This is a genomic window from Streptomyces sp. M41, assembly GCF_043673425.1.
GTDB lineage: Bacteria > Actinomycetota > Actinomycetes > Streptomycetales > Streptomycetaceae > Streptomyces.
Genome location: NZ_JBIMKE010000004.1, coordinates 175,144 through 199,491, shown reverse-complemented (window position 1 = coordinate 199,491; position 24,348 = coordinate 175,144). Strand labels below are relative to the sequence as shown.

The following is a 24,348-nucleotide window of genomic DNA, read 5'->3' as shown; positions in this document are numbered from 1 at the left end:
GTAGGGTCGAGAACATGACGTTCCGCGCACAAGCCCTCCTGTTCGACAACGACGGCACCCTCGTCTCCTCTCTCGACTCCGTGGACCGCTGCTGGGCACGCTGGGCCGAGGAGTACGGCATCTCGGAGGAGTTCGGCAGGGTCGAGCTGCACGGGCGCCCGGCCGTCGAGATAGTCGCCGAGCTGCTGCCCGCCGGCGTCGTGCCGCAGGCCCTCGCCCGGATCGAGACCATGGAGGTCGAGGACGTGCCGAACGGCGGCGTCCACCTGCTGCCCGGCACCCGCGCACTCCTCGACTCGCTGCCCGCCGACCGCTGGGCCGTCGTCACCTCGGCCACCCGGCGCCTGGCCGAAGCCCGGCTCGACGCCGTCGGCATCCTCCCCAAGACGATGGTCACCGCCGACGACATCACCCGCGGCAAGCCCGACCCCGAGCCCTACCTGCTCGCCGCCCGCGAACTCGGCGTCGACCCGGCCGACTGCGTCGTCTTCGAGGACGCTCCCGCCGGGCTCGCGGCGGGTCGCGCCGCCGGCATGACCACCGTGGCGTTGACCACAACCCACCAGGCCCACGAGCTCGACGCCGACCTCGTCGTCCCGGACCTGTCGGCCCTGAACGCGCTGGTCATCGACGGGGGAGTGGAGATCTCCGCCCGCCTCTGACCACTGTCCGCCGCTGTCCAGCATGCGGACAGCGGCGGCCGGTAAGGACCGTACGTCTGGTTTACTGATCGCATGACCACGACGAGCGACCGCACCCCTGCGACCGAGGCGACCATGACGCCCGGTGCTCGTTGTATGTGTCGAATGTGCGCCTTCTAGAGGGCCCCTGCACCATCTGAGCCTCGCGCCCCGAAGCGAGAGCCCGCTCCCGTCCGCCCGTACGCCCGCGTACGGAACCGACGACCGAGCCACGCCCCGCGCACACGCTTCTCCCCCGGTTCGACCGCGCCTGCGAGAACCGTGCTGCGTTCCGGCTGCCTTCGACCATGAAATGCCCCGTGCCCGGCGCCCACGACGTGCCGCGCACTCGACAGTGACGGAATCCCAGTGATCACCACATCGGGCCTGACGAAGATTTACCGGGCCAACCGCTCAGGCGGCCGCGAGGTCACCGCCCTCGACGACGTCGATCTGCACGTCCGCGAGGGCGAGGTCTTCGGCGTCATCGGCCAGTCCGGCGCCGGCAAGTCCTCGCTCATCCGCTGCGTCAACCTGCTGGAGCGCCCCACCGCCGGCACGGTGACCGTCGACGGACAGGACCTCACCGCCCTCGCGGGCCGCGGCCCCCGGGCCGGCAAGGCACTCCGCCGGGCGCGCAGCCGTATCGGCATGGTCTTCCAGCACTTCAACCTGCTGTCCTCCCGGACGGTCCAGGACAACGTCGAACTCCCGCTGGAGATCCTCGGCAAGTCGGGCAAGGAGCGCTCCCGCAAGGCGCTCGAACTCCTCGACCTCGTCGGGCTCGCCGACAAGGCCAACGTCTACCCCGCCCAGCTCTCCGGCGGCCAGAAGCAGCGCGTCGGCATCGCCCGCGCACTGGCCGGCGACCCCAAGGTGCTGCTCTCCGACGAGGCCACCAGCGCCCTGGACCCGGATACCACCCGCTCCGTCCTGCAGCTGCTGCGCGATCTCAACCGGCAGCTCGGCCTGACGGTCCTGCTCATCACCCATGAGATGGACGTGGTGAAGTCGATCTGCGACTCCGCCGCGCTCATGGAGCGGGGCCGTGTCGTGGAGTCCGGCACGGTCAGCGAACTGCTCGCGACCCCCGGCTCCGAGCTGGCCTCCGCGCTCTTCCCGGTCGGCGGCGAGGCTTCCGCCGAGGACCGCACCGTCGTCGACGTCACCTTCCAGGGCGAGGCCGCCACCCAGCCGGTCATCTCCCAGCTCTCGCGCACCTACAACATCGACATATCGATCCTCGGTGCCGCCATCGACACCGTCGGCGGCCTCCAGGTCGGCCGGATGCGCATCGAACTGCCCGGCCGCTACGAGGACAACGTGGTGCCGATCGGCTTCCTGCGCGAACAGGGCCTCCAGATCGACGTCCTGGGCGCCTCGGACCACACGTCCCTGCTGGTGAAGGAAGGTGCCAAGTGACCTGGTCCGAGATGCAGCCCCTGCTGGAGCAGGCCTGTTGGGACACCCTCTACATGGTCGGCTGGTCCACCCTCGTCGCCGTCGTCGGCGGACTTCCGCTCGGCGTCCTGCTCGTCCTCACCGACCGCGGCGGCCTCCTCCAGAACGTCCTCGCCAACAAGGTCATCGGGCAGATCGTGAACGTCGCCCGCTCGATGCCGTTCATCATCCTGATGGTCGCCCTGATGAGCTTCACGCGCTGGGTCACCGGGACGACGATCGGCCGCGAGGCCGCCATCGTGCCGCTCGCCATCGGGGCCATCCCGTTCTTCGCGCGCCTCGTCGAGACGGCTGTCCGCGAAGTGGACCGCGGGCTCGTCGAGGCCGTGCAGTCGATGGGCGGCAACACCTGGACCGTCGTCCGCAAGGTCCTCGTACCCGAGTCCCTCCCCTCGCTGATCGCCGGCACCACCACGACCGTCGTCGCCCTCATCGGCTACTCGGCCATGGCCGGCACGGTCGGCGCGGGCGGCCTCGGCGACATCGCCATCCGCTACGGCTACCAGCGCTTCGAGACCGAACTGATGTGGCTCACCGTCGCGATCCTCGCCGTGGTGATCTCCCTGATCCAGTTCGCCGGCGACTACGCGGCCCGCTCCCTGCACCGCCGCGCCGGCCAGTCCGGTCCGACACCCAGGCTGCGTCTGCTGAAGGCCGCCACGGCCACCAGCAAGACCGTCTGAGCCGCTCGGCCGGACCCCCAGAACCCCCCGCACACCCATGTCGGGGTAGCACCACCACAGGAAAGGCACTTTTCGTGCGTAACACCGCCAAGATCACCACCGCCGCCCTCGCCGTCGGAGCCCTCACCCTCGGGCTCACCGCGTGCGGCTCGGACTCCGGTTCCGACGCGAACGCCCCGCTCAAGGTCGCCGCCACCCCCACCCCGCAGGGCGAGATCCTCACCTACGTCAAGGACAAGCTCGCGAAGAAGGCCGGCCTCGAGCTCGAGGTCAAGGAGTTCACCGACTACGTGACGCCGAACACCGCCCTCCAGCAGGGCGAGGTCGACGCCAACTACTTCCAGCACCAGCCGTACCTGGACGACTTCAACAAGAAGAACGGCACCGACGTCGTCGCCGTGCCGAAGGCCACGGTGCACCTGGAGCCGCTCGGTGTGTACTCCCAGGGCGTCAAGAAGCTCGCGGACCTCAAGAAGGGCGCCACCGTCGCCCTGCCGAACGACACCACCAACGAGGCCCGCGCGCTGAAGCTGCTGGAGGCCAATGGTGTGATCGAGCTCAAGGCGGGCGTGGGCTACGACGCGACCCCCAAGGACGTCGCCGCCAACCCGAAGAACCTCCGGTTCAAGGAGCTCGAGGCGGCCCAGCTGCCGCGCTCCCTCGGCGACGTCGACGCCGCCGTCATCAACGGCAACTACGCCCTGGAGGCCGACCTCAGCCCGGCCGAGGACGCCATCGCCGCCGAGTCGCCCGAGGACAACCCGTACGGCAACTTCCTCGCCGTGAAGAAGGGCGACGAGGACGACCCGCGCGTCGCCAAGCTCGCGAAGCTGCTCACCTCGCCCGAGGTGAAGAAGTTCATCGAGGACAAGTACGACGGCGCCGTCGTCGCCGCGTTCTAAGAGGTCAGCCGATATCTGACGGTGCGTTTACCGCGTATCGCCACGCACGGGGTCCACTCCATCACCTGGGGTGGGCCCCGTGGTGCACTTCGGTGCTTTCATGCTGCATGCTGGGCAGTTCAGCAGGTCCTGAAGGATTTTTTCGAAGGTTACGGAGCGGCGCATGACTAGCACCTTCCCCAACATCTCCATCAGCACGGAGCGGTTGGTGCTGCGCCCCCTCGACGAGGACGACGTGCCCGCGCTGGCCGAGATGATGAACGACGAACAGGTCGGCGCCTGGACGAGCGTCCCCCAGCCCTTCACCGAGGACGGCGCCCGCACCTGGATCACCGGACACGCCCCCGCCGAACGGGAGGCCGGCCGCGGGCTCGACCTCGCCGTCACCGAGTTCCTCACCCAGCGCCTGGTCGGCGTCGTCCAGCTGACCAAGACCAACTGGCACGTACGCGCCACCGAACTGTCGTACATCGTCGCGCCCTGGGCCCGCGGCGAGGGCTATGCCTGCGAGGCGGCGCTCGCCACCGCCCAATGGCTGTTCACCGACCAGAAATTCGAGCGCATCGAGCTGCGCACCGCCGCCGACAACACCGCCTCCCAGCAGGTCGCCCAGAAGATCGGCTGTATCAGCGAGGGCGTCCTGCGCAACGCCTGCATAGCCCGCGTCCGCACCGAGGACGGCACCTGGACCGACGTACGCACCGACTTCATCGTGTGGAGCCTGCTCCCCGAGGACCTCGACGGCGCCGGGGAGCAACTGGCCGACTCCGGCGGCTTCACCTCGTTCGGCGACTGGAACTGACGGGAAACGACCCCTCGGGCACCCGAGGCGCCGACCTGCCGACCAGGTACCCTCACCAAGCCCGCCCCGCGGGCTGCCCACCACGACCTGCGCAGAATCCAGGAGACTGACGACGATGGCCGACCGCGTCACGGTGATCGGCTGGGACGGCTCGCCGCTGACCGCGGCGGCCCGCTCCGCCCTCGGTGCCGCCACGCTCGTCGCCGGCGCCGCCCACCATCTGGCGCTCCCCGAGGTGCCGCCCGCCGCCGAGCGGATCCGTCTGGGCAGCGTCGCCCTCGCCGCCCGCCGCATCGCCGGCCACCGCGGCACCGCGGTCGTGCTGGCCGACGGCGACCCCGGCTACTTCGGAGTCGTACGGACCCTGCGGGCGCCCGAGTTCGGCCTGGAGGTCGAGGTCGTCCCCGCCGTCTCCTCGGTCGCCGCCGCTTTCGCCCGGGCCGGCATGCCCTGGGACGACGCCGACGTGGTCGTCGCACACCGTCGCACCCTGCGACGCGCGGTGAACGTGTGCCGCGCCCACACCAAGGTCGCCGTGCTCACCTCGCCCGGCGCCGGACCCGCGGAACTCGGACTGCTGCTGGAGGGCGTCCACCGCACGTTCGTCATCTGCGAGGCGCTGGGCAGCGAACACGAGCAGGTCACCGTCGTCACCTCCGACAAGGCCGCCGACCACACCTGGCGGGACCCGAACGTGGTCATCGTCATCGGGGGCACGACCGCAGCGCGGGAGTCCGGGGAGTGGATCGCCGGACGCGACCCGGGCGCCGGACCGCGCGGCTGGACCCTGCCCGCGCAGGCCTACGGCGGCCTCATGGGCGAAGGCGAGCTGGAGCGGCTGCGCGCGGCCCAACTCGTCCGGCTCGGGCCGCGCGTCGGCGACCTCGTGTGGGACATCGGCTGCGGCAGCGGCGCCTTCGCCACCGAGGCCGCCCGCGCCGGAGCCGCCGTCATCGCCGTCGACAGCGACCCGCGGGCCTGCGCCCGCACCGAGGCCAACGCACGCGGCTTCGGCGTCCAGCTCCAGATCGTGCACGGCACCGCCCCGCACGCCCTGGAGAACCTGCCCGAACCGGACGTCGTCCGCGTCGGCGGGGGCGGGCCTGCCGTCGTCTCCGCCGTCGCCGACCGACGCCCGCAGCGCATCGTCACCCACGCCGCCACCCGCGACGAGGCCGAACTCGTCGGCCGCGATCTCGCCCAGCACGGCTATGACGTCGAGTGCGCCCTCCTGCAGTCCGTGGAGCTCGACACGCGCGCTTGGACGGAGCGGGAGCGGAGCGTGGCGTTCCTGCTCAGCGGGGTCCTGCCGGACCGTACGGCCTGACCGCACAGCCGTCCCCGTGATCCGGTTGTCGTACCGCGCGCGGTAGGCTGGCCGATCGTTGTACCGCACTCGGTCGCCCGGCACTTCGTCGGTCAATGTCCGGAAAAACACGCCCCGTTTGGGGTGGGTGTGGTACGGCGGAACCGGAGGACGCGCAACGTGGCGCAGTCCACAGCGGCCTGTCGCGGATCAACCTGTCGCGACGGCCGAACGGCCACGACAATGCCACTGAATGGCTTTGTCGCCTTTTTTGGACGGGTCGTTCGTGCCGCTGGGCATGCACGCTCGTTCTTCACTGCGGGGGCGGTCGGTGCGCCGTCCCCGGTGAGAGCTGGTCGTGGAAGCACTAACCGATGGGCGAGGGGTACGCATGACCGACACCGGCCAGGTCCCGGGCGACGGGCAGCCGGAGAGCGCAGGCATGGTGGAGCAGCCGGGCGCCCCCGAGGCGCACGGTTCGTACCCCTACCTCTCCGAGACCGCCGTCGAGGACGAAGACCTGCTGCTGCCCGGCTCCCAGGGCGCCTGGGGCAACGAGACCCCGCCGCCCGCGCCGGAGCCGCTCGTCGAGGCCGTGCACGAGCCGGACGCGCACGAGCTCTCCGGCCGCGACAGCGGCTCGGTCGACCTCAGCGCCGTCCGCATGTCCGCCCCGACGGCCCCCACGACGCCGATTCCGCCGATCACGCCGCGCCGCCCGCTCCATCTCGGTCCGCCGATCCCGGATGCCTCCGCCAGCCCGGTCCGCTCCCTCGCCGACCGCGGCGCCGTCGGCACCCCCGTCCGCCAGCCCGGCCCCGAGTACCTCGACGCCCCCCAGCACCACGAGGCGTCCGCCCCGCAGGCCGCCACCCCGTGGGGCGCCCCCGGCCAGACTCTGGCCCCCGTACAGGTGGGCGTCGAGGCACCGGCTGCCGAAACGGTTGTCCCGGCAGGTCAGCCGGCAGTCGAGCCCGTCGGTGTGGCCGAGGCGATGGTGGCCCGGGTGGCCACACAGGCCGGCGCCGCACCGGCCGCGGCCCACGAGGCGCCGGCCGCAGGCCAGGGTGCCGAGGCCGGCGTCCCCGTCCAGCAGGACGCCGAGCACGGCGGGCCGGTACCGGCGGGCGCCGAGACCCAAGTCGCGCCGGCCCCCGAGGTCGGCCAGGCCGCGGTGCACGCGCCCGCTCCGGGAGGCGAAGAGGCCGCGACCGGCGGGGTGGACTCCGGTGCCGGTGAGATCGCGACCGCCGACGCCGATGCCGGAAACGGTGAGGCCGAGGGTCCCGTGGATGCCGCCGCTACGGATGCCGCCGGTACGGATGCCGTGGGTGCCCCGCTGAGCGAGGCCGACGCAAGTGCCGTACAGGCCACGGGAGTCGGGGGAGCGCAGCTCGTCGACGTCCCGGCTGCGGGTCACCCCGTGGTGGAGGGCGCCGCTGAAGCAGCACAGGTCGCAGGGACTCCCGCTGCCGAGGCCGGTCACGTGACCGAGGGTGTCGTCGCGGAAGCCGTGCAGCCGCCCGAGGGCATCGCGCCGGAGGCCGTGGGGCTCCCCGAGGGTGCCGCTCAGGAGTCCGGGCCGCTTCCCGAGATGGTCGCCCCTGACGCCGAGCAGCTCTCGGGCGCCGTCGCTCCCGGAGCCGAGCATGCCCCCGAGCCCGAAGCGGCCCAGGCCCTCGACGCCCCCACAGCCGAGGGCCAGGCACAGCCCGCCGAGGCCCCCGCCGCCCTCGAGGTCGCCGACGCCCACGCCACCCCCCAGGGCACCGAACCGGCGCACACGCCCGAGGCCGAGCAGTTCCCCGATGCCGCTCAGGCCCCCGAAGCCGTCCCGTCCGCCGCTCAGGCCCCCGAGCCCACAGCGACGGCTCCCGCCCAGGTCGGCCCGGAGCCCACCCCCGCTCAGGCAGCGGCACCGGACGCGCTCCCCGCCGACCACCTCGCGGACGCCGAGCAGATCGAGCCGGCCCCCGAGCCCATGGCTCCCCAGCCCATGGCTCCCCAGCCCATGGCTCCCCAGCCCATGGATCCCCTGGCGACGGACGCCCAGCCGACGGACGCCCTCCCCGCCACCCCCGCCGAGGCCGCCTCCACCGGCGTACCCGAACCGGTCCAGGAACCCTCGGTCGCCGAGCCGCCCGTCCACCAGCACGAGGACGAGCCCGCCGCCCAGGCCGGTCAGCCCGTTCAGGACACACAAGGCCCCGAGGCCGGGGCGGATCCGTACCTCGCGCAGGCCCCCCAGCCGATGCCGGAGGCCGCGACCGACGCGGCGGACGCCGGAGCCGAGGCACTCCCGGTGAGCGAGACCGCCGCGGAGCCGGAAGCCCACCTCGTCGCCCCCGTCGGCCCGCTGCCGGAGACTCAGCAGACCGAGGACGTCACAGCCGACCCGGCCGAGCTCCCGCAGCCGTCGGCCGATGCCGCCGCCGCAGCCCCCGACACGGTCGACCCGCAGTCGATGCCGGCCGACGGTCCCGAGACCTACGTGGCCGAACCCGCCGGGCCCCAGCTCCGGCCCGTGCCGGACCCGGCCGGGCCGCACCTCGACCCCGCGCCGGATCAGCCGCTGGGACAGTTCGTCGCGGTCGAGGGAACCGTGCCGACCACCCCGCATCTCGCGCCGACCCCGCCGCACCCGACCGTCCTGCCCACGCAGGAGGCACCGGCGGCCGTCCTCACGGTCCCCGGACCCCGTGAGGGCGACCCCGAACTCGTCCAGCACGCGGAGGACCTGGAGACCCGGGCCGCCGATCAGGAAGACACCGCAGAAGAGGACAGGGCCGTGGTGGAAGAAACACGCCAGTCCACCGGGCCGGCAGCGCCCGCGTACGACGACGCCGAGCGCGAGGCCGTCCTGAAGGTCATGCGCGAACGCCGCGACATCCGCAACGGATTCCGCAGCGACCCCATCCCGCACGAGGTGCTGCTGCGCGTCCTGGAGGCCGCCCACACCGCGCCCTCCGTGGGGCACTCGCAGCCCTGGGACTTCGTCGTCATCCGCTCCGCCGACACCCGCCGCACGATGCACGAACTGGCCCAGCGCCAGCGCGAGGCGTACGCCAAGTCCCTCCCCAAGGGCCGGGCCAAGCAGTTCAAGGAACTGAAGATCGAGGCCATCCTCGACACCCCGGTGAACATCGTCGTCACCGCCGACCCGACGCGCGGCGGTCGCCACACCCTGGGCCGGCACACCCAGCCGCAGATGGCGCCGTACTCCGCCGCGCTCGCGGTCGAGAACCTCTGGCTCGCCGCCCGCGCGGAGGGCCTCGGCGTCGGCTGGGTCAGCTTCTTCGACGAGCGCGAGATGGTCCGCGCCCTCGGCCTGCCCGAGCACCTGGAGGTCATCGCCTACCTGTGCGTCGGATACGTCGACGAGTTCCCGGACGAGCCCGAGCTGCTCCAGGCCGGGTGGTCCAAGCGCCGCCCGCTGTCGTGGGTCGTCCACGAGGAGACGTACGGCCGTCGCGCCCTGCCCGGTGAGGAGCCGCACGACCTGCTCGCCGAGACCGTCGCCCAGATCCGCCCGCTGGACGCCAAGGCGCTCGGCGAGGCATGGGAGCGGCAGAAGCGCATGACCAAGCCGGCCGGCGCGCTCGGCATGCTGGAGATCATCTCCGCGCAGCTGTCCGGCCTGTCCCGGCAGTGCCCGCCGCCGATCCCGGAACCCGCGGCCGTCGCGATCTTCGCCGGTGACCACGGGGTGCACGCCCAGGGCGTCACACCCTGGCCGCAGGAGGTCACCGCCCAGATGGTGGCCAACTTCCTCGGCGGCGGCGCGGTCTGCAACGCCTTCGCCGGCCAGGTGGGCGCCGAGGTCTGCGTCGTCGACGTGGGTGTCTCGGCCGACCTCCCGGCCACCCCCGGCCTGCTGCCCCGCAAGGTCCGCGCGGGCACGTCCGACATGACGACCGGCCCCGCGATGACCCGCGAGGAGGCCAAGCAGGCCATCGAGGTCGGCATCGAGACGGCCCGTGACCTGGTGGCGGCCGGCAACAAGGCGCTGCTGACGGGCGAGATGGGCATCGCCAACACGACCGCGTCGGCGGCCCTGATCTCCGTCTTCACGGACACCGACCCGGCCGATGTGACGGGCCGGGGCACCGGCATCAACGACGAGACCCTCGCCCGCAAGACCGACGTCGTCCGCCGCGCGATCGAGCTCCACCAGCCCGACCCCGCCGACCCCATCGGCGTCCTGGCGGCGATCGGCGGCTTCGAGCACGCCGCGCTGGTCGGCCTCCTGCTGGGCGGCGCCTCCCTGCGCACCCCGGTGATCCTGGACGGTGTCAGCGCCGGTGCCGCGGCCCTGGTCGCCCGCGCGATCGCGCCCGAGGTCCTCGCGGCCTGCATCGCCGGCCACCGCAGTGCCGAGCCGGGCCATGTGGCCGCTCTGAACAAGCTGGGCCTGCGTCCCCTGGTCGACCTCGACCTCCGCCTCGGCGAGGGCACGGGCGCGCTCCTGGCGCTGCCGCTGGTCCAGAGCACGGCCAGGGCGATGCACGAGGTGGCGACGTTCGACTCGGCGGGAGTGACCGAGAAGTAGCGGGAGCCGGCGCCGCCCACCCGGCCGGAAGCCCGGTCACGAGGACTTTCACATGTCCCGTGGGTCCGTGACCTGTCGTTCCGTGGGGCGGAACGGACGGCACGGACCCCCCAGCCGCACCCGGCGACGGCGCCCAGCCACCGGACACCCGTCCCGCCTCTCCCGCACGCACCGTAAAATCCGCACGTCAGGGCCTCGCACCGCGCACCAGAGGAGCCGCACCCTCATGGCCGAAAACCCCGCCTACCCGGTAGGCCTCCGCCTCACCGGCCGCAAGGTCGTCGTCCTCGGCGGCGGTCAGGTCGCCCAGCGCCGCCTCCCGGCCCTCATCGCAGCGGGCGCCGACGTCCTCCTCGTGTCCCCCGAGGTGACCCCCTCGGTCCAGGCGATGGCGGACGCCGGCGAGATCACCTGGCTGCCGCGCCGCTACGAGGAGGGCGACCTGGCCGACATCTGGTACGCCCTGATCGCCACCGGCGATCTGGAGGCGAACACCCGGGCCTCCGCCGAAGCCGAGCGCAACCGCGTCTGGTGCGTACGCTCCGACGACGCCGACGAGGCGACGGCCTGGACTCCGGCGACCGGCCACAGCGAAGGTGTCACGGTCGCCGTCCTCACCACGGAGGCCAGCGGACGCGACCCCCGCCACACCGCCGCCATCCGCGACGCGGTCGTCGAGGGCCTGCGCGACGGCACCCTCGTCGCCCCGCACCACCGCACCCGCACGCCCGGAGTCGCCCTCGTCGGCGGCGGCCCCGGCGACCCGGACCTCATCACCGTGCGAGGCCGCCGTCTGCTCGCCGAGGCCGACGTCGTCATCACCGACCACCTGGGCCCCCGCGACCTCCTCGCGGAACTCTCCCCGCACGTCGAGGTCATCGACGCGGCGAAGCTGCCGTACGGCAGGTTCATGGCCCAGGAGGCCATCAACAACGCCCTGATCGAATACGCCAAGCAGGGCAAGTCGGTCGTACGGCTGAAGGGCGGCGACCCCTTCGTCTACGGGCGCGGCATGGAGGAGGTCCAGGCGCTGGCCGAGGCCGGGATCAGCTGCACGGTCGTGCCCGGCATCTCCAGTTCGATCTCGGTCCCCGGTGCCGCCGGCATCCCGGTCACCCACCGGGGCGTCGCCCACGAGTTCACGGTCGTCAGCGGCCACATCGCCCCCGACGACGAGCGCTCCCTGGTCGACTGGCCGTCCCTGGCCCGGCTGACCGGCACTCTGGTGATCCTCATGGGCGTCGGCACGATCGGGAAGGTCGCCGAGACCCTCATCGCCCACGGCAAGTCCCCGGACGCGCCCGTCGCCCTGATCCAGGAGGGCACGACGGCCACCCAGCGCCGCGTCGACGCGACCCTGGCGACGGTCGGCGAGACGGTACGCACCGAGGACGTGAAGCCGCCCGCGGTCATCGTCATCGGCGAGGTCGTGAAGGTCGGACCCACGGCCGTCGCGCCCCGCGAGTAACCCCCGGTAACACAACCCGTGCCAAGCCGTTGGCACCGCACTCTGGACAAGGCAGTATCACCCTGTGGCCGATCTCATCACCGTCGACGACCCCGACGACCCGCGCCTGCGCGACTACACGGGCCTGACCGACGTCGACCTGCGCCGCAAGCGCGAGCCGGCCGAGGGCCTCTTCATCGCCGAGGGCGAGAAGGTCATCAGACGGGCCAAGGAAGCCGGCTACGAGATGCGGTCCATGCTGCTCTCGGCCAAGTGGGTCGACGTCATGCGCGACGTCATCGACGAACTCCCGGCCCCGGTCTACGCGGTCAGCCCCGAGCTCGCCGAGCAGGTCACCGGCTACCACGTGCACCGCGGCGCGCTCGCCTCCATGCAGCGCAAGCCGCTCCCCACCGCCACCGAACTCCTGCGGTCCGCCCGGCGCGTGGTGGTCATGGAGTCGGTCAACGACCACACCAACATCGGCGCCATCTTCCGCTCGGCCGCCGCCCTCGGCATGGACGCGGTACTGCTGTCGCCCGACTGCGCCGACCCGCTCTACCGACGCAGCGTCAAGGTCTCCATGGGCGCGGTCTTCTCCGTGCCGTACGCCCGCCTGGACACCTGGCCCAAGAGCCTGGAGTCGGTCCGCGAGGCCGGCTTCACGCTCCTCGCCCTCACCCCCGACGAGAAGGCCAAGACCCTAGACGAGGCCGCGCCGCATCGCATGGACCGGGTCGCCCTGATGCTGGGCGCCGAGGGCGACGGCCTGTCCACCCAGGCCCTGGTCGCCGCCGACGAGTGGGTCCGCATCCCGATGTCCCACGGCGTCGACTCCCTCAACGTGGGCGCCGCCGCCGCGGTCGCCTTCTACGCGGTGGCCTCGGGCCGCCCGCAGGTCTAGGCGACCGTGTCCGCGCAGCGCGAGGCGGTCGTCGCGGTCCTGCTGCGCGCCGACCGACTCCTCGCGATCCGACGCGGCCCCGCCGTCGCGCGCCCCGGCTACTGGCAGCCGCTCAGCGGCAAGGTCGAACCGGGGGAGACCCAGCGGGAGGCAGTGGTCCGCGAGGTCCGCGAAGAGGTCGGACTCACCGTCGTACCCCTGGCGAAAATCTGGGAGTCCGAGACCGACGACGGCCGTTTCCGCCTGCACTGGTGGACGGCTCGGGCGGACACCGGCGAGGTGACCCCCGATCCCGGGGAGGTCGCCGACACCCGCTGGGTCACACCGGAGGAGTTCCTGGCCCTGGACCCGGTCTTCGAAGGCGACCGCGAGTTCTTCGAGCGAGTCCTGCCCGACCTGTGAGCCCGGCACCACGACGAGGGCCCGGCTGCTCGGCGACCCGACCGGCTGCCCGACGGCCCGACCGGCTGCTGGATGACCCGCCGACCCGGTGACCTAGTCCGAGATCTCCAGCGTCGATTCGTACCGCTCGGACATCAAGTCCCCGTCCAGCGGCGCATAGTCCCGCTCCACCCGCTCCTGCCGCTCACGCACGCCGTTGCCGTCGTCGTCGAGTCCACGCTGCGGGCCCTGGCAGCCCTGCGCCGCCGCGATGCCGAGTGCCACCAGCAGCGTCACGACGACGAACACGAACAGCCGCTGCCGCAGCAACTGCGGGTTGGCGGGCCGCCGCCCGGTCCCGGTGTTCCGCGGTGCCGGGCGCCCGGTGCCGCTGCGTGGGGCGGGCCGGTTGCCGCCGCCCGAACGGGAGGCGCCCCGTGAGGAGGGAATCGGCCGGGTGCCGGGGCCGGGACGGGACGACGCCGTCCCGCCGTGCGGATGGGTGCCGCCGCGCGACGGGGCTCCGTCCCGGGCGGGCCCGGGGACGCGCGGGGAGCCGGTGCCCCGGGGCACGCCGGTGCCGCGCGGCGGGGGAGTGCCCTGCGTGCGGCGCTGCACGCGCGGCTGCTCCGCGTAGGTGTCGGCGAGCCGGCCGGTCGGACGGTCGGCCTCCGCACTGCGCGGCGCGGGCGGGCGTACGTCCGACAGGCCCTGTGCCTCCCGGGCCGCGATCTCCTTCAGACGCAGCGAGAGCTGGAGCGTGCTGGGCCGGTCCTCCGGATCCTTCGCCAGACACGCCCGCACGAGCGGGGACAGGGCGTCGGGAACGCCGTACAGCTGTGGCTCCTCGTGCACCACGCGGTACAGCATCACCTCTGAACTGCCGTGCCCGAAGGGCGAGTCGGCCATCGATGCGTACGCGAGCGTGGCGCCGAGCGAGAACACGTCGGTGGCCGGGGTGACCGCGGCGCCGCGCACCTGCTCCGGGGCGAGGAAGCCGGGAGAGCCGACCGCCGTGCCCACGTGCGTGAGCGTCGAGGCGCCCGTCGCCCAGGCGATGCCGAAGTCGATGATCCGCGGGCCCTTGGGGGACAGCAGGATGTTCGAGGGCTTCAGGTCGCGGTGGACGACCCCGGCCTCGTGCACGGCGACGAGCCCCTCGGAGAGGGCCGCGCCGATGATGGCGACCTCCGCCGCGCCGAGCGGGCCCTCGTCGGCCACCTTGTCGTGCAGGGAGGGGCCGGGGACGTACTGAGTGGCGAACCAGGGGCGCTCCGCCTCGAGGTCGGCGGCGACGAGCCGTGCCGTACAGCCGCCGCGAATCCGCCGTGCCGCCGAGACCTCGCGCGCGAACCGCGACCGGAACTCCTGATCCTCCGCCAGGTCCGGCCGGATCACCTTCAGCGCGACCCGCTGCCCCTTCTTGTCGGAGCCCAGATAGACGACGCCCATGCCGCCCGCCCCGAGCCGTCTGTGAAGCCTGAAGGAGCCGACGACGCGCGGGTCCTCGCGCCTGAGGCGCATCATCGCCATGTTCATCCCCGCTGCCCGGTCCGTCTGACGAGCCACAGCTTACGTTTCCACGGGCCCTGGCGCGCAGAGGCCGCGCCCTCTCGACCCGATGGATTGTCAGTGGTGGGTGGGAGACTTGAAGAGTGGTCAGGGGGCCGGTGAGCAGGCCGACTTAGGCCGTGCACCACCCTCAACCGTCCGTCGCAGAAGGGGGATTGAGCCCGTGAAGGGTGATCGCGTGGAGATAGTCGTGGACGCCGGGGACACGACGCGTACCTACGAGGTGGTGGCGAGCAGGGCGGGCCGCCGGGTGGAGACGGCGGTGCGTCGGGGTGTCGTGGAAGTGAGCGAAGTCACCCGAAGCGGAACGGTCGTGCGTACCGCCCGCTTCATGGCGAACCGGGTGCTGGCCCTGGTCGAGCAGCCCGTGCCGCGTGAGGACGGCTCGGAGAGAAACCTCGAGGCAAAGTAGCGCAAAGCGGATCAGGTCGGGCGCCCCCTCCGGGAAGACCCCGAGACCGGAGAGCTCGTCTCCACCCAGGGGAGTACTCCGTACGTCATGGCTCATCCTCCGGGAGGCCCGGCAATAGGTACGAGGGCATGACGTGCCGGACCTGCCGGGCGCCTAGATTTGAGGTCAAGCGGCGGGTGCAGCACTCGTCCCCCGAGGTCAGACACCCGCCGCTTGCCAAGGACAACTGACACAGGTCGGGAGAGGGACCATGGCCCAGACGGCTTCGCGGACACTGATCCGCACACCGGCGCGCACCACGCAGCGCCCCCGCCGCCAGGGCCGCCGCCACCCCTTGGTGGCGACGCTCATGGCCCTTCCCCTGGCGGCCCTGCTCCTCCTCGTCTTCGACGGCTGGGAGACAGTGGCCACACAGGCGTCGTCCGTGGGCGTGATGCTGGGGCGCTGAGCGGCGACCCCAGGCCCGGAAGAGCGGTCCGGGCGGGGACATCCACCCATGAAACCCCGTGGGGACGGGGGTGCGGCGGACGGCACAGATGCCGGCGCAGCTGGGGAGCTGCGCCGGCATTGCTTTTGCCTCGCTGTCCCGGTACCGGTCCAGGCACGGCCAAGTCCCCCACCCACACCCAGGACCGGGGGGCCACGACGCGCGTACCCTCACGCCAAAGCATCCGCAGCCAAGGGACTCCCGTGACCCCCAGCCCCCTCCTGCCCGCCCTCACCGCCCGAGCGGAGGCCGTGGCCCACTCCCGCACCTCCGGCTGCCCCTGCGGAGCGACCCGCACGCTCGCCGACCGCCCCGACGCCACCGTCGTCCGGCACGCCGACACCGTCGCCAAGGCCCACGCCCCAAACAGCACGCCCGCCGACCTGACCCCCCGCCTCACCGCCGCGACCCGCCTTCCCGGCCTCCTCCTTTCTCCGTTCACCCCCACGCCGGTCGATCTGCACGGCCGACTGGTGACCTTCTGGCCGTACGGCGCCCCGGTCGACCCGGCCGACCCGGACGCGGCCCCCTGGGAGGCCGCGGCGACTCTGCTGGCCCGTCTGCACCGGACCCCCGCGCCGACAGCCCTCCCGCCCATGCGCGGCCCGGTCAAGGCGGCGCTCGCCCTGGCCCGGCTGCGCACGGCAGCGCAGAAGGCCGCGACGAACACCGACCTGCCCGCCGGGACCACCGCCGTACTCCGCGCCTGGGACACCCTTCCCGCCTGGGCCCGCGCGCAGGCACCCCAGCCCGACGGCAGCACCCTCTGCCACGGCGACCTCCACCTCGGCCAACTCGTCCGGCATCCGGCCCCGCACGGCCCCTGGCTCCTCATCGACGTCGACGACCTCGGCGTCGGCGTGCCCGCCTGGGACCTCGGACGGCCCGCCGCCTGGTACGCCTGCGGGCTGCTCCCGCCCGACGAATGGGACCGGTTCCTCACCGCCTACCGCGCCGCCGGCGGCCCGGCCGTCCCCGCCGACGGCGACCCCTGGCCGGCGCTGGACGTCCCCGCCCGCGCCCTCACCGTGCAGACCGCGGCCCGTGCGATCACCAAGGCCCTGGCCGAGGGCCGGCTCCTCGACGAGGTCGAGCAGTGTCTCGTCGACGCCTGTGACCGAATGGCGTCCGTCCCCCCTGAGTTGATGCAAGGCCACGCAAAGTAGTGTGCAACCGACCGCAGCCGGACAGAGTCTGTCCTGGCGATACGCGAAGCAGGACCGACCGGCGAGGAGTTGAGCCGACCATGCAGTGTCCGAAGTGCCATGCGCCGATGCACACCTACAACCGCAACGGCGTACAGATAGAGCAGTGCAGCGGCTGCCGCGGGATCTTCCTCGACTACGGCGAGCTGGAGTCCCTGACCCGCTTGGAGTCCCAGTGGTCCCAGCCGGCCCCGCCGCCCCCGGCCGCCCCGGCACCCCAGGCGTACCCGGCCGCCCCGCAGGCCCCGGCCTGGGGCGCCCCGCACGGCGGCCACCACGGCGCTCACTACGGCCACCGGCGCCACAAGAGCTTCGGCCACATGCTGTTCTCCAGCTGAGGCACCCGGAGCGCAGCGCACAGAGCGCAGCAAAAAGCCCCCGGTCGAGGACCGGGGGCTTCGGCGTGTGGACGATACTGGGATTGAACCAGTGACCTCTTCCGTGTCAGGGAAGCGCTCTCCCGCTGAGCTAATCGTCCTCGGGACCGTGATCGACCGTCGGAGCGACGATCACGGGATGCTGCGTGCGCGATACTGGGATTGAACCAGTGACCTCTTCCGTGTCAGGGAAGCGCTCTCCCGCTGAGCTAATCGCGCGGGTCAGACCTTCGATGATCTGTCGAAGATCCAGTGGACGATACTGGGATTGAACCAGTGACCTCTTCCGTGTCAGGGAAGCGCTCTCCCGCTGAGCTAATCGTCCTTGGAGGTGGAGACGGGATTTGAACCCGTGTAGACGGCTTTGCAGGCCGTTGCCTCGCCTCTCGGCCACTCCACCAGGAGTGCAGGGGTTCGGGAAGATCCCCTTGTTCCTACGAGCGGACGACGAGGCTCGAACTCGCGACCTCAACCTTGGCAAGGTTGCGCTCTACCAACTGAGCTACGTCCGCTTGTCGTTTCGTTCCGCTCTCGCGGCCCGGCGACGAGTTGAACTCTAGCGGATTCCGGGGCCAGTACAAAAACGCGTTTGTGCAGCGTGCTGCCCTGCACCTGCTCAGGGACCTGCCGACGGCCCCGGAACGGACATGGCCAGGTCACCCGAGGGACGCCCGCCATAGACTCGATGCGTGCTCGACCTCCCTCCTCTCGCCCGCTTCGGTGACCGTGTCGCCACCGGTCTCCTCGACGTGACCGACGATCCCACCGCCCTGGACTCCAGCGGCTTCTGGGCCGTCTGCGCCGACTTCGAGGGCCGTCTGACCTGCGCCCGCTTCCGTGACGTGCGAGAGGAAGCCGTCCCCGCCCCGGTGCCCGGGCGCTGGCGTGGCCCGGTGGCCGGTGACTGGACGTCCTCGCTCGATCACGCGTCGTACACCGCGGGCGTCCGTCGCATCCGTGAACACATAGCGGCCGGCGAGGTCTATCAGGCCAATCTCTGCCGCGTGCTGAGCGCGCCGATCGCCCCGGACGCCGACGTCGACTCCCTGACCGCGTTGCTCGCGCGCGGCAATCCGGCGCCGTACGCAGGAACGATCCGGCTGCCGGGGCACGGTGTGGAGATCGCCACCGCCTCCCCGGAACTGTTCCTGCGGCGTGCCGGACGGATCGTCGAGTCCGGGCCGATCAAGGGCACCGGGCGCACCGAGGCGGACCTGCTCGACAAGGACTACGCCGAGAACGTGATGATCGTGGACCTCGTGCGCAACGACATCGGCCGCGTGTGCGCCACGGGCAGCGTCACCGTCCCCGACCTGTGCGCCGTCGAGAAGCATCCGGGGCTGGTCCACCTGGTGTCCACCGTCCGCGGCGAACTGCGCGCCGGTGCCGGCTGGCCCGAACTGCTCGACGCCGCCTTCCCGCCCGGCTCGGTCACCGGCGCTCCCAAGTCCAGCGCCCTGCGGATCATCGACGCGCTGGAGACATCGCCCCGCGGGCCGTACTGCGGCGGCATCGGCTGGGTCGACGCCGACCGGGGCGTCGGCGAGCTGGCCGTCGGGATCCGCACCTTCTGGATCGACCGGGCCGAGGGGGTACTGCGGTTCGGTACCGGCGCCGGGATCACCTGGGGGTCCGACCCCGAGGGGGAGTGGCGGGAGACCGAGCTGAAGGCCGCCCGGCTGCTCGCGGTAGCGTCGGGAGCGTACGAGGTGAGTGGAGAGGGACTGCAATCGTGAGGATCTGGCTCGACGGCGGGCTCCAGGACATCGAGTCCGCCCGCGTCTCCGTCTTCGATCACGGGCTGACCGTGGGCGACGGCATCTTCGAGACCGTGAAGGTGATGGACGGCCGTCCGTTCGCCCTGACCCGGCACCTCGACCGGCTGACGCGCTCGGCGAGCGGGCTCGGCCTGCCCGACCCCGACCACGACGAGGTCCGCCGCGCCTGCGCCGCCGTCATCGAGGCCAACCCGATGCCGCTCGGCCGGCTGCGCATCACCTACACCGGCGGTCACGGCCCCCTCGGCTCGGACCGTGGCGAACACGGCCCGACCCTTGTCGTCGCCCTCGGCGATACGGCCCGCCGCGCCGACTCCACGGCCGTGATCACCGTCCCCTGGACCCGCAACGAACGCGGCGCGCTCACCGGCCTGAAGACGACCTCGTACGCCGAGAACGTCGTCGCCCTCGCCCGCGCCCGCCAACACGACGCGACGGAAGCCCTGTTCGCGAACACCGTCGGCCAACTCTGCGAAGGCACCGGCTCGAACGTCTTCGTCGTCCTCGACGGCGAGATCCACACCCCGCCGCTCGCATCCGGCTGCCTCGCGGGCATCACCCGGCAGTTGACGGTCGAGTGGACCGGCGCCAAGGAGACCGACCTGCCGCTGGACGTCCTCGAACGGGCCGACGAGGTGTTCCTCACCTCCACCCTGCGCGACGTCCAGGCCGTGCACCGCGTCGACGAGCGCGAACTGCCGGGCGCCCCGGGCCCGGTGACCGCCAAGGCCATGCGCGTCTTCGACGAGCGGTCCGGGGACGACCTGGACCCCTGACGGGCGCCCGCGACCTCCGCGAGCCTCGGCATTCGGCTGAGCCGCGGGCGTCGTGGCGGGTAGAACACCTCTGATGACCACGACCCTGCGGCCGACCGAGCCGCTTCAGCGCAATGCGGACGGCACGCGTTCGCGCCGCTATCAGGTGTGCGTGAACGGCCGCCCCGTGGGTGGCCTCCACCTCGCCACCCACCCCGTCCACGGCGACGCGGTGGCACGGATGTCGTGGCTGCGGATCGAGGAACCGGACCGCCGCCGCGGCCGTGGCACGGTGGCCGCCCTCGCCGCCGAGGAGGTGGCGCGCGGCTGGGGCTGCAAGCGCATCGAGGTGACGGTCCCCGGTGACGCCGCACCGGCACTCCGACTGGCCACCGCCCTCGGTTACGTCGTGCGCAACCGCGGCATGGAGAAGGCGCTCGGCGACACCCCGCCCGAACTCCCGCCCGGCAGCCGGGCGCGCCCCATGACGGAGGCCGAGTACGGGCCCTGGCTCGACCAGGGCGGCGAGACTTACGTCCGCGGCTGGGTCGAGCGCGGGATGCCGGAGGCCGAGGCCCGCGCGAAGTCCGAACGGGACCACGCCGCCGCCCTGCCGGACGGCCTGCGCACCCCCGGCGCGTTCCTCAGCGTCCTCGAACACGAGGGAGCTCCGGTGGGCACGCTGTGGCTGGCCTCGCTCGAAGGCCGCGCCTACGTCTTCGACGTGGAGACGGCCGCGACCCGCCGCGGCGAGGGACACGGCCGCACCCTGATGCTGCTCGCCGAGGCCCAGGCGATCACCGCGGGGCACCGGGTCATCGGCCTCAACGTCTTCGCGGACAACACCCCGGCCGAGCGGCTCTACGAGTCTCTCGGCTATGAGACGAAGCAGTACGAGCTGTACAAGCCGTTGCTGTAGCCGGTCGGGCCGGGCCGAATCGGGTGGGGTGGGGTGAGTCGGTTCGGGGCGGGGACGGGATGTGACCGGCGTGCGGCCGGAGGTGTCCGGTCAGCCGGTCTGCTCGGCGAGCAGACGGTCCGCGATCTCCTCGATGCGCTCGCGCAGGCCCTCCTGGCTCTTGCCGCCGTCGAGGCGCTCACCGTCGATCACATAGGTCGGGGTACCGGTCACGCCGATCGCCTTGCCCTCGGCCTGGTCGGCGTCGACGATCAGGATGTGCCGGCCGTCGATCAGCGCGGTGTCGAACTCCTCGGCGTCCAGGCCCAGTTCCCGTGCCACCTCGACCAGGAAGGGTTCTCCCTTGCGGTCCAGCTCCTCGACCCGGCCCAGCACGGCCTCCACGTACGGCCATCCCTGCCCCTGTTCCAGGGCCTCCTCGGCGGCCTGCGCGGCGGCGAAGGCGTGCTTGTGCTTCTCCAGCGGGAAGTGCCGCAGCCGCAGCTCCAGCCGGTCGCCGTAGCGGGCGCGCAGGGCTCGGAGATCGTCCAGGGCGCTGCGGCAGTCGGAGCACTGGAGCTCGCACCACACTTCGAGAACGGGGGCGGCGGGAGGGCCGGAGGGAGAGTCGCTCATGGCGCCAGTCTCCCAGCACCGGGGCCGAGGCCCCAATCCGACCTGGTGCTTCGGTCCCGGCCGGCCGTCGTCGTCGGGAGCCGACCGGCACCTGTGGAGGAGGCGACCCGGAGATGTCCCTGATGTCCGCGTCAGGCATGGCCGGGCGGGGGCGTCACGGTGCAGGATGGAAGCAACGAAGGCCATGACCTCGAGCCTCGACCCTGTCTGCCGGGAGGACCGGATGATTGCCGAGACCGTCTGTTCCGCCGTCGCCGCGGCCGGCCTGGGCATCGCGGCGGTCACGGCGTACCGCAAGAAGTTCCTGTCGGCCGCGCGGATCGCCGCCTACTCACTGGTGCCGCTCGGTCTGGTGATGACCGGCGTCATCGACTGGCTGGCGGACACCGCGTTCAGCCCGACGGCGTGGGCGGGTTTCGGAGTCCTCGGCCTGTCCTGGGTGCTGTTCGCGAGCACCCGCGCGGTGGAGCGCCGCCGCGGCGGCACCCGCAAGGAGCGCAAGGAGGCCCGCGCCGCCGCACAGCGCGAGGCGGTGGCCCCGGCGGCTTCCGCGCCTTCGCTGGGCCCGGGCTCCCAGCCCACCCGCCCGGCGACCGCTCCCCGAGCCGATGCCGGCGACGACTTCAGCGACATCGAGGCCATCCTCAAGAAGCACGGCATATGAACCTCGGCCGCACTCCTCGGCGGGCAGAAGGTTCACACTGGGTCGCTGCCTGTCCGTAAGTGATCACGACTCGAACCGGACATCGCGGAATACAGCGAACACCCGCTCATTCCGAGCGTGTTGATCGCGCGACGAGGTGCACCTGCGTCATCATCGCCGCGAGATGCTGGACACGACTCAAAGCGAGGCCGCGCCCCCTCAGGACGAGCCTCGCGGGTGCCTCTTCGCCCTTTCCCAGCCACCGCTGATGATCTTCCTTGCGGTGATCGGGTGTCTGCTGCTCATGGCTGCGCTGCACGACCTGCTGCTGCTCTGAGCCGTACCCGCGGTCCCCGGCGCCACCCGCCGGGGACCGCGTCGACAGACCACGCGTCTCTCCCGGACGATGGCCGCTGCCGCTCAGCCGGCCGCTTCCTTGCGGCGTGCCCGGTAGGCGGCCACATGCAGACGGTTTCCGCAGGTACGGCTGTCGCAGTACCTCCGTGAGCGGTTGCGGGAGAGGTCCACGAAGGCGTGACGGCAGTCCGGAGCCTCACAGCGCCGCAGCCGCTCCTGCTCCCCGGCCACGACGAAGAAGGCGAGCGCCATGCCGCAGTCCGCCGCCAGGTGATCGGCGACGGAGGCGCCGGGGGCGAAGTAGTGCACATGCCAGTCGTAGCCGTCGTGATCCGTGAGGCGCGGCGTGGTCCCCGCGGCGGCGACCAGCTCGTTGATCAGCCCGGCCGCCTTGCGGGCGTCCGCGGCCTCGAAGATCGCTGCGAACCGTCCGCGCACCTTGCGCACCGCCGACAGATCGAACTCGGAGAGAACCCCGACATCGCTGATTTCGTGCTTTCGTACGAAATCAGCCAGCGCTGGGACATCCGCCAGCCGGTCCGGCGCGTCGTCGTCCTCCGGGGCGGTGTTCACCAGATCCACCACGGCATCGAGCGCACACCGGGCGTCATGGGTGATCAGCACGTTTCGCTCCCTGGCCTGGGGGTCGGGCGGGCGCCCGCCGATGGTGGCCGATGGTAACCGCATCTGCTCGGGCTGTACCGGCCCAGGCCCCACTGGTGACGTCGATTACAACGCCGGGGGAGCGGAGACGGTTCCCGCCGGGCCCGAATGCCCGGCCCGGCCGGACGCGGGCGCCTATGGCCCTGGGGCGTAGAGGGGCGTGAGAGGCGCGTGGGGCGCGTGAGGCGCGGCGCCGGCCACGATCCCGCTCGCGGGCCTCTCCGGCGCCCCTATGGCCGCTTCGACGCACATCAGCGCCGCCCCGCAGTGCGGAGGCGGCGCTGATGCGTGCCGTTACGGCTGTCCAGGCCCGAGCCGTCTCCCCGAGTCGACGGCACCGGGCGGCTTGTGTGGTCTCGCCCTAGCTCTCCGCCAGGATGTGCGAGAGCTCCTGATCGAGATCGAAATGGCGATGTTCTGTGCCGGGAGGCACAGCGGCGTCCGTTCGCTTCAGGAAGGACTCCAGAGCCCGTGCCGGGGCCTCGAGCAGAGCCTCGCCCTCCGGAGAGCTCAGGGCGATGCATACGACGCCCTGGCCATGGCTGCGCGACGGCCAGACGCGGACGTCGCCGGTTCCGGTGGGCCGGTGGAGGCCCTCCGCGAGGAGGTCGCGGGCGAACACCCACTCGACGGTCTCCTCGGCTCCGGTGTGGAAGGTGGCGTGCACGGCGTAGGGGTCGGCCGTGTCGTACCGCAGGCCTGCGGGGACAGGCAGGGAGGACTCGCTCGACACAACGAGGCGCAGGTGCAGCTCGCAGCTGACCGTGGTGTTCATAAGCGCCAGGGCCTTTCGCTCAGTGTGCGCTCGGGGATTCGCACGTCGGCGAAATCGACATGCCACCTACGGTGCCGTTGTAAACCCCTCTGAGTGTTTTGCGTGTGTTTACGTAACTCTTCCGGCCGAGAACCTGTTCGCCGGGTACGCCCATTCCGGTGACAGGTTTCGGTCCGGTAGGGTTTGGCCGTATGAATACGGGGAGTAACGAGCCGGGCGGGGTTGCCGTGGCGTCGAACGAGACCGAAGTGGATGGTGTGAAAGGCGACAGCGAGCAGGGCCTCGGCTCCAGAGCACCGGAGTTCATCAAGGCACGCCGTGTGCTGCACCTGAGCTGGCAGGTGGGCGTCTTCATCATCGGCCTGGCGATCGTCGTCGCCGGGATCATCATGCTGCCGCTGCCCGGCCCCGGCTGGGTCGTGATCTTCGGCGGCATGGCGGTCTGGGCGACCGAGTTCGTCTGGGCCCAGCTCGTCCTGCGCTGGACCAAGCGCAAGGTCACCGAGGCGGCCCAGCGGGCCCTCGATCCCAAGGTGCGCCGTCGCAACATCATCCTGACGTCGATCGGCCTGGTGATCGTGGGTGTGCTCGTCGGGATCTACCTCTGGAAGTTCGGCATAGTCATGCCGTGGAAGATCAAGGACCAGTGATCCGCCAGGGGGGTGCGATCGTCGT

The 24,348-nt window shown here is 72.0% G+C and carries 24 protein-coding genes and 5 tRNA genes; 20 read left to right on the top strand and 9 right to left on the bottom strand.

What is annotated here, in order from left to right:
- Positions 1-14: 14 nt before the first annotated feature.
- The 10 genes from ACHBTE_RS07450 (at position 15) to ACHBTE_RS07405 (ending at position 13,136) form a co-directional block, all read left to right on the top strand.
- Positions 15-662, top strand: coding sequence for an HAD family hydrolase (locus ACHBTE_RS07450; RefSeq protein ID WP_394722668.1), 648 nt, complete (start codon positions 15-17; stop codon positions 660-662).
- A 387-nt stretch (positions 663-1,049) separates the two neighbouring features.
- The gene (locus tag ACHBTE_RS07445) at positions 1,050-2,102 is read left to right on the top strand and encodes a methionine ABC transporter ATP-binding protein (protein ID WP_394722666.1); all 1,053 of its coding nucleotides are present in this window, start codon (positions 1,050-1,052) and stop codon (positions 2,100-2,102) included.
- Positions 2,099-2,824, top strand: coding sequence for a methionine ABC transporter permease (locus ACHBTE_RS07440; RefSeq protein WP_394722665.1), 726 nt, complete (start codon positions 2,099-2,101; stop codon positions 2,822-2,824). Before ACHBTE_RS07445 ends, ACHBTE_RS07440 begins: the two co-directional genes overlap by 4 nt.
- A gap of 74 nt (positions 2,825-2,898) precedes the next feature.
- Positions 2,899-3,726: a MetQ/NlpA family ABC transporter substrate-binding protein gene (locus ACHBTE_RS07435; protein ID WP_394722664.1), complete on the top strand. Its 828-nt coding sequence runs from the start codon at positions 2,899-2,901 to the stop codon at positions 3,724-3,726.
- Between the two features lie 163 nt (positions 3,727-3,889).
- Complete coding sequence (locus ACHBTE_RS07430) at positions 3,890-4,528, top strand: GNAT family N-acetyltransferase (RefSeq protein WP_394722663.1); 639 nt, start codon at positions 3,890-3,892, stop codon at positions 4,526-4,528.
- 115 nt (positions 4,529-4,643) lie between these two features.
- Positions 4,644-5,855, top strand: coding sequence for a precorrin-6y C5,15-methyltransferase (decarboxylating) subunit CbiE (gene cbiE / locus ACHBTE_RS07425; protein ID WP_394722662.1), 1,212 nt, complete (start codon positions 4,644-4,646; stop codon positions 5,853-5,855).
- A gap of 370 nt (positions 5,856-6,225) precedes the next feature.
- Positions 6,226-10,383: a nicotinate-nucleotide--dimethylbenzimidazole phosphoribosyltransferase gene (gene cobT / locus ACHBTE_RS07420; protein ID WP_394722661.1), complete on the top strand. Its 4,158-nt coding sequence runs from the start codon at positions 6,226-6,228 to the stop codon at positions 10,381-10,383.
- Positions 10,384-10,609: 226 nt separating this feature from the next.
- Positions 10,610-11,851 carry a uroporphyrinogen-III C-methyltransferase gene (gene cobA / locus ACHBTE_RS07415; protein ID WP_394722660.1) on the top strand — a complete coding sequence of 414 codons (1,242 nt, stop codon included), beginning with the start codon at positions 10,610-10,612 and terminating at the stop codon, positions 11,849-11,851.
- Between the two features lie 64 nt (positions 11,852-11,915).
- A complete protein-coding gene (locus tag ACHBTE_RS07410; protein ID WP_394722659.1) occupies positions 11,916-12,734 on the top strand; it encodes a TrmH family RNA methyltransferase in 819 nt (272 codons plus the stop codon).
- A gap of 6 nt (positions 12,735-12,740) precedes the next feature.
- Positions 12,741-13,136 (top strand): NUDIX domain-containing protein, encoded by a 396-nt coding sequence (locus tag ACHBTE_RS07405; RefSeq protein WP_394722658.1) that lies wholly within the window; start codon positions 12,741-12,743, stop codon positions 13,134-13,136.
- A gap of 93 nt (positions 13,137-13,229) precedes the next feature.
- Here the strand turns inward: ACHBTE_RS07405 and ACHBTE_RS07400 are convergent, their stop codons facing one another.
- Positions 13,230-14,654, bottom strand: coding sequence for a protein kinase (locus ACHBTE_RS07400; protein ID WP_394722876.1), 1,425 nt, complete (start codon positions 14,652-14,654; stop codon positions 13,230-13,232).
- A gap of 196 nt (positions 14,655-14,850) precedes the next feature.
- On the opposite strand from ACHBTE_RS07400, the gene ACHBTE_RS07395 reads away from it, so the two are divergent.
- The 4 genes from ACHBTE_RS07395 to ACHBTE_RS07380 all read left to right on the top strand — a co-directional run bounded on the left by ACHBTE_RS07395 (position 14,851) and on the right by ACHBTE_RS07380 (position 17,129).
- A complete protein-coding gene (locus tag ACHBTE_RS07395; RefSeq protein ID WP_394722657.1) occupies positions 14,851-15,099 on the top strand; it encodes a hypothetical protein in 249 nt (82 codons plus the stop codon).
- A 250-nt stretch (positions 15,100-15,349) separates the two neighbouring features.
- Positions 15,350-15,547 carry a hypothetical protein gene (locus ACHBTE_RS07390; protein ID WP_394722656.1) on the top strand — a complete coding sequence of 66 codons (198 nt, stop codon included), beginning with the start codon at positions 15,350-15,352 and terminating at the stop codon, positions 15,545-15,547.
- A 242-nt stretch (positions 15,548-15,789) separates the two neighbouring features.
- Positions 15,790-16,752: a phosphotransferase family protein gene (locus tag ACHBTE_RS07385; protein ID WP_394722654.1), complete on the top strand. Its 963-nt coding sequence runs from the start codon at positions 15,790-15,792 to the stop codon at positions 16,750-16,752.
- Positions 16,753-16,832: 80 nt separating this feature from the next.
- Entirely contained in the window at positions 16,833-17,129 is a 297-nt protein-coding gene (locus tag ACHBTE_RS07380) for a zf-TFIIB domain-containing protein (protein ID WP_394722653.1), read from the top strand.
- Positions 17,130-17,197: 68 nt separating this feature from the next.
- Here ACHBTE_RS07380 and ACHBTE_RS07375 read toward each other — a convergent pair.
- The 5 genes from ACHBTE_RS07375 to ACHBTE_RS07355 form a co-directional block, all read right to left on the bottom strand.
- A tRNA-Val gene (locus tag ACHBTE_RS07375) sits at positions 17,198-17,269 on the bottom strand.
- Between the two features lie 46 nt (positions 17,270-17,315).
- Positions 17,316-17,387, bottom strand: a tRNA-Val gene (locus tag ACHBTE_RS07370).
- 34 nt (positions 17,388-17,421) lie between these two features.
- Positions 17,422-17,493, bottom strand: a tRNA-Val gene (locus ACHBTE_RS07365).
- Between the two features lies 1 nt (position 17,494).
- Positions 17,495-17,568 (bottom strand) — tRNA-Cys (locus ACHBTE_RS07360).
- 39 nt (positions 17,569-17,607) lie between these two features.
- A tRNA-Gly gene (locus tag ACHBTE_RS07355) sits at positions 17,608-17,680 on the bottom strand.
- A gap of 177 nt (positions 17,681-17,857) precedes the next feature.
- On the opposite strand from ACHBTE_RS07355, the gene ACHBTE_RS07350 reads away from it, so the two are divergent.
- The 3 genes from ACHBTE_RS07350 to ACHBTE_RS07340 all read left to right on the top strand — a co-directional run bounded on the left by ACHBTE_RS07350 (position 17,858) and on the right by ACHBTE_RS07340 (position 20,620).
- On the top strand, positions 17,858-18,904 hold the full coding sequence (locus ACHBTE_RS07350) for a chorismate-binding protein (protein WP_394722652.1): 1,047 nt from the start codon (positions 17,858-17,860) through the stop codon (positions 18,902-18,904).
- Positions 18,901-19,722, top strand: a complete 822-nt coding sequence (locus ACHBTE_RS07345) for an aminotransferase class IV (protein ID WP_394722651.1) — start codon at positions 18,901-18,903, stop codon at positions 19,720-19,722. Before ACHBTE_RS07350 ends, ACHBTE_RS07345 begins: the two co-directional genes overlap by 4 nt.
- A gap of 73 nt (positions 19,723-19,795) precedes the next feature.
- Entirely contained in the window at positions 19,796-20,620 is an 825-nt protein-coding gene (locus ACHBTE_RS07340) for a GNAT family N-acetyltransferase (RefSeq protein WP_394722649.1), read from the top strand.
- A gap of 90 nt (positions 20,621-20,710) precedes the next feature.
- Here ACHBTE_RS07340 and ACHBTE_RS07335 read toward each other — a convergent pair whose 3' ends face one another.
- Positions 20,711-21,235 carry a DsbA family protein gene (locus tag ACHBTE_RS07335; protein ID WP_394722648.1) on the bottom strand — a complete coding sequence of 175 codons (525 nt, stop codon included), beginning with the start codon at positions 21,233-21,235 and terminating at the stop codon, positions 20,711-20,713.
- Between the two features lie 223 nt (positions 21,236-21,458).
- Between ACHBTE_RS07335 and ACHBTE_RS07330 the strand changes: the two genes are divergently transcribed.
- Both ACHBTE_RS07330 and ACHBTE_RS07325 read left to right on the top strand, forming a co-directional pair.
- A complete protein-coding gene (locus ACHBTE_RS07330) occupies positions 21,459-21,899 on the top strand; it encodes a hypothetical protein (protein ID WP_394722647.1) in 441 nt (146 codons plus the stop codon).
- 163 nt (positions 21,900-22,062) lie between these two features.
- Positions 22,063-22,215 carry a hypothetical protein gene (locus ACHBTE_RS07325; RefSeq protein WP_004002639.1) on the top strand — a complete coding sequence of 51 codons (153 nt, stop codon included), beginning with the start codon at positions 22,063-22,065 and terminating at the stop codon, positions 22,213-22,215.
- 83 nt (positions 22,216-22,298) lie between these two features.
- Here ACHBTE_RS07325 and ACHBTE_RS07320 read toward each other — a convergent pair whose 3' ends face one another.
- On the bottom strand, positions 22,299-22,859 hold the full coding sequence (locus ACHBTE_RS07320) for a CGNR zinc finger domain-containing protein (RefSeq protein WP_394722646.1): 561 nt from the start codon (positions 22,857-22,859) through the stop codon (positions 22,299-22,301).
- A gap of 400 nt (positions 22,860-23,259) precedes the next feature.
- A complete protein-coding gene (locus tag ACHBTE_RS07315; protein WP_004002642.1) occupies positions 23,260-23,673 on the bottom strand; it encodes an SsgA family sporulation/cell division regulator in 414 nt (137 codons plus the stop codon).
- A 191-nt stretch (positions 23,674-23,864) separates the two neighbouring features.
- On the opposite strand from ACHBTE_RS07315, the gene ACHBTE_RS07310 reads away from it, so the two are divergent.
- Positions 23,865-24,323 (top strand): TIGR02611 family protein, encoded by a 459-nt coding sequence (locus tag ACHBTE_RS07310; protein ID WP_394722645.1) that lies wholly within the window; start codon positions 23,865-23,867, stop codon positions 24,321-24,323.
- Positions 24,324-24,348: the final 25 nt, after the last annotated feature.

Excerpts from the sequence above, each read along its gene's own strand:
- ACHBTE_RS07450 (WP_394722668.1), top strand. The coding sequence starts at position 15 with ATGACGTTCCGCGCACAAGCCCTCCTGTTCGACAACGACGGCACCCTC.
- ACHBTE_RS07430 (WP_394722663.1), top strand. The coding sequence starts at position 3,890 with ATGACTAGCACCTTCCCCAACATCTCCATCAGCACGGAGCGGTTGGTG.
- cbiE (WP_394722662.1), top strand. The coding sequence starts at position 4,644 with ATGGCCGACCGCGTCACGGTGATCGGCTGGGACGGCTCGCCGCTGACC.
- cobT (WP_394722661.1), top strand. The coding sequence starts at position 6,226 with ATGACCGACACCGGCCAGGTCCCGGGCGACGGGCAGCCGGAGAGCGCA.
- cobA (WP_394722660.1), top strand. The coding sequence starts at position 10,610 with ATGGCCGAAAACCCCGCCTACCCGGTAGGCCTCCGCCTCACCGGCCGC.
- ACHBTE_RS07400 (WP_394722876.1), bottom strand. The coding sequence starts at position 14,654 with ATGAACATGGCGATGATGCGCCTCAGGCGCGAGGACCCGCGCGTCGTC.
- ACHBTE_RS07390 (WP_394722656.1), top strand. The coding sequence starts at position 15,350 with ATGGCCCAGACGGCTTCGCGGACACTGATCCGCACACCGGCGCGCACC.
- ACHBTE_RS07380 (WP_394722653.1), top strand. The coding sequence starts at position 16,833 with ATGCAGTGTCCGAAGTGCCATGCGCCGATGCACACCTACAACCGCAAC.
- ACHBTE_RS07340 (WP_394722649.1), top strand. The coding sequence starts at position 19,796 with ATGACCACGACCCTGCGGCCGACCGAGCCGCTTCAGCGCAATGCGGAC.
- ACHBTE_RS07335 (WP_394722648.1), bottom strand. The coding sequence starts at position 21,235 with ATGAGCGACTCTCCCTCCGGCCCTCCCGCCGCCCCCGTTCTCGAAGTG.
- ACHBTE_RS07330 (WP_394722647.1), top strand. The coding sequence starts at position 21,459 with ATGATTGCCGAGACCGTCTGTTCCGCCGTCGCCGCGGCCGGCCTGGGC.
- ACHBTE_RS07325 (WP_004002639.1), top strand. The coding sequence starts at position 22,063 with ATGCTGGACACGACTCAAAGCGAGGCCGCGCCCCCTCAGGACGAGCCT.
- ACHBTE_RS07315 (WP_004002642.1), bottom strand. The coding sequence starts at position 23,673 with ATGAACACCACGGTCAGCTGCGAGCTGCACCTGCGCCTCGTTGTGTCG.
- ACHBTE_RS07310 (WP_394722645.1), top strand. The coding sequence starts at position 23,865 with ATGAATACGGGGAGTAACGAGCCGGGCGGGGTTGCCGTGGCGTCGAAC.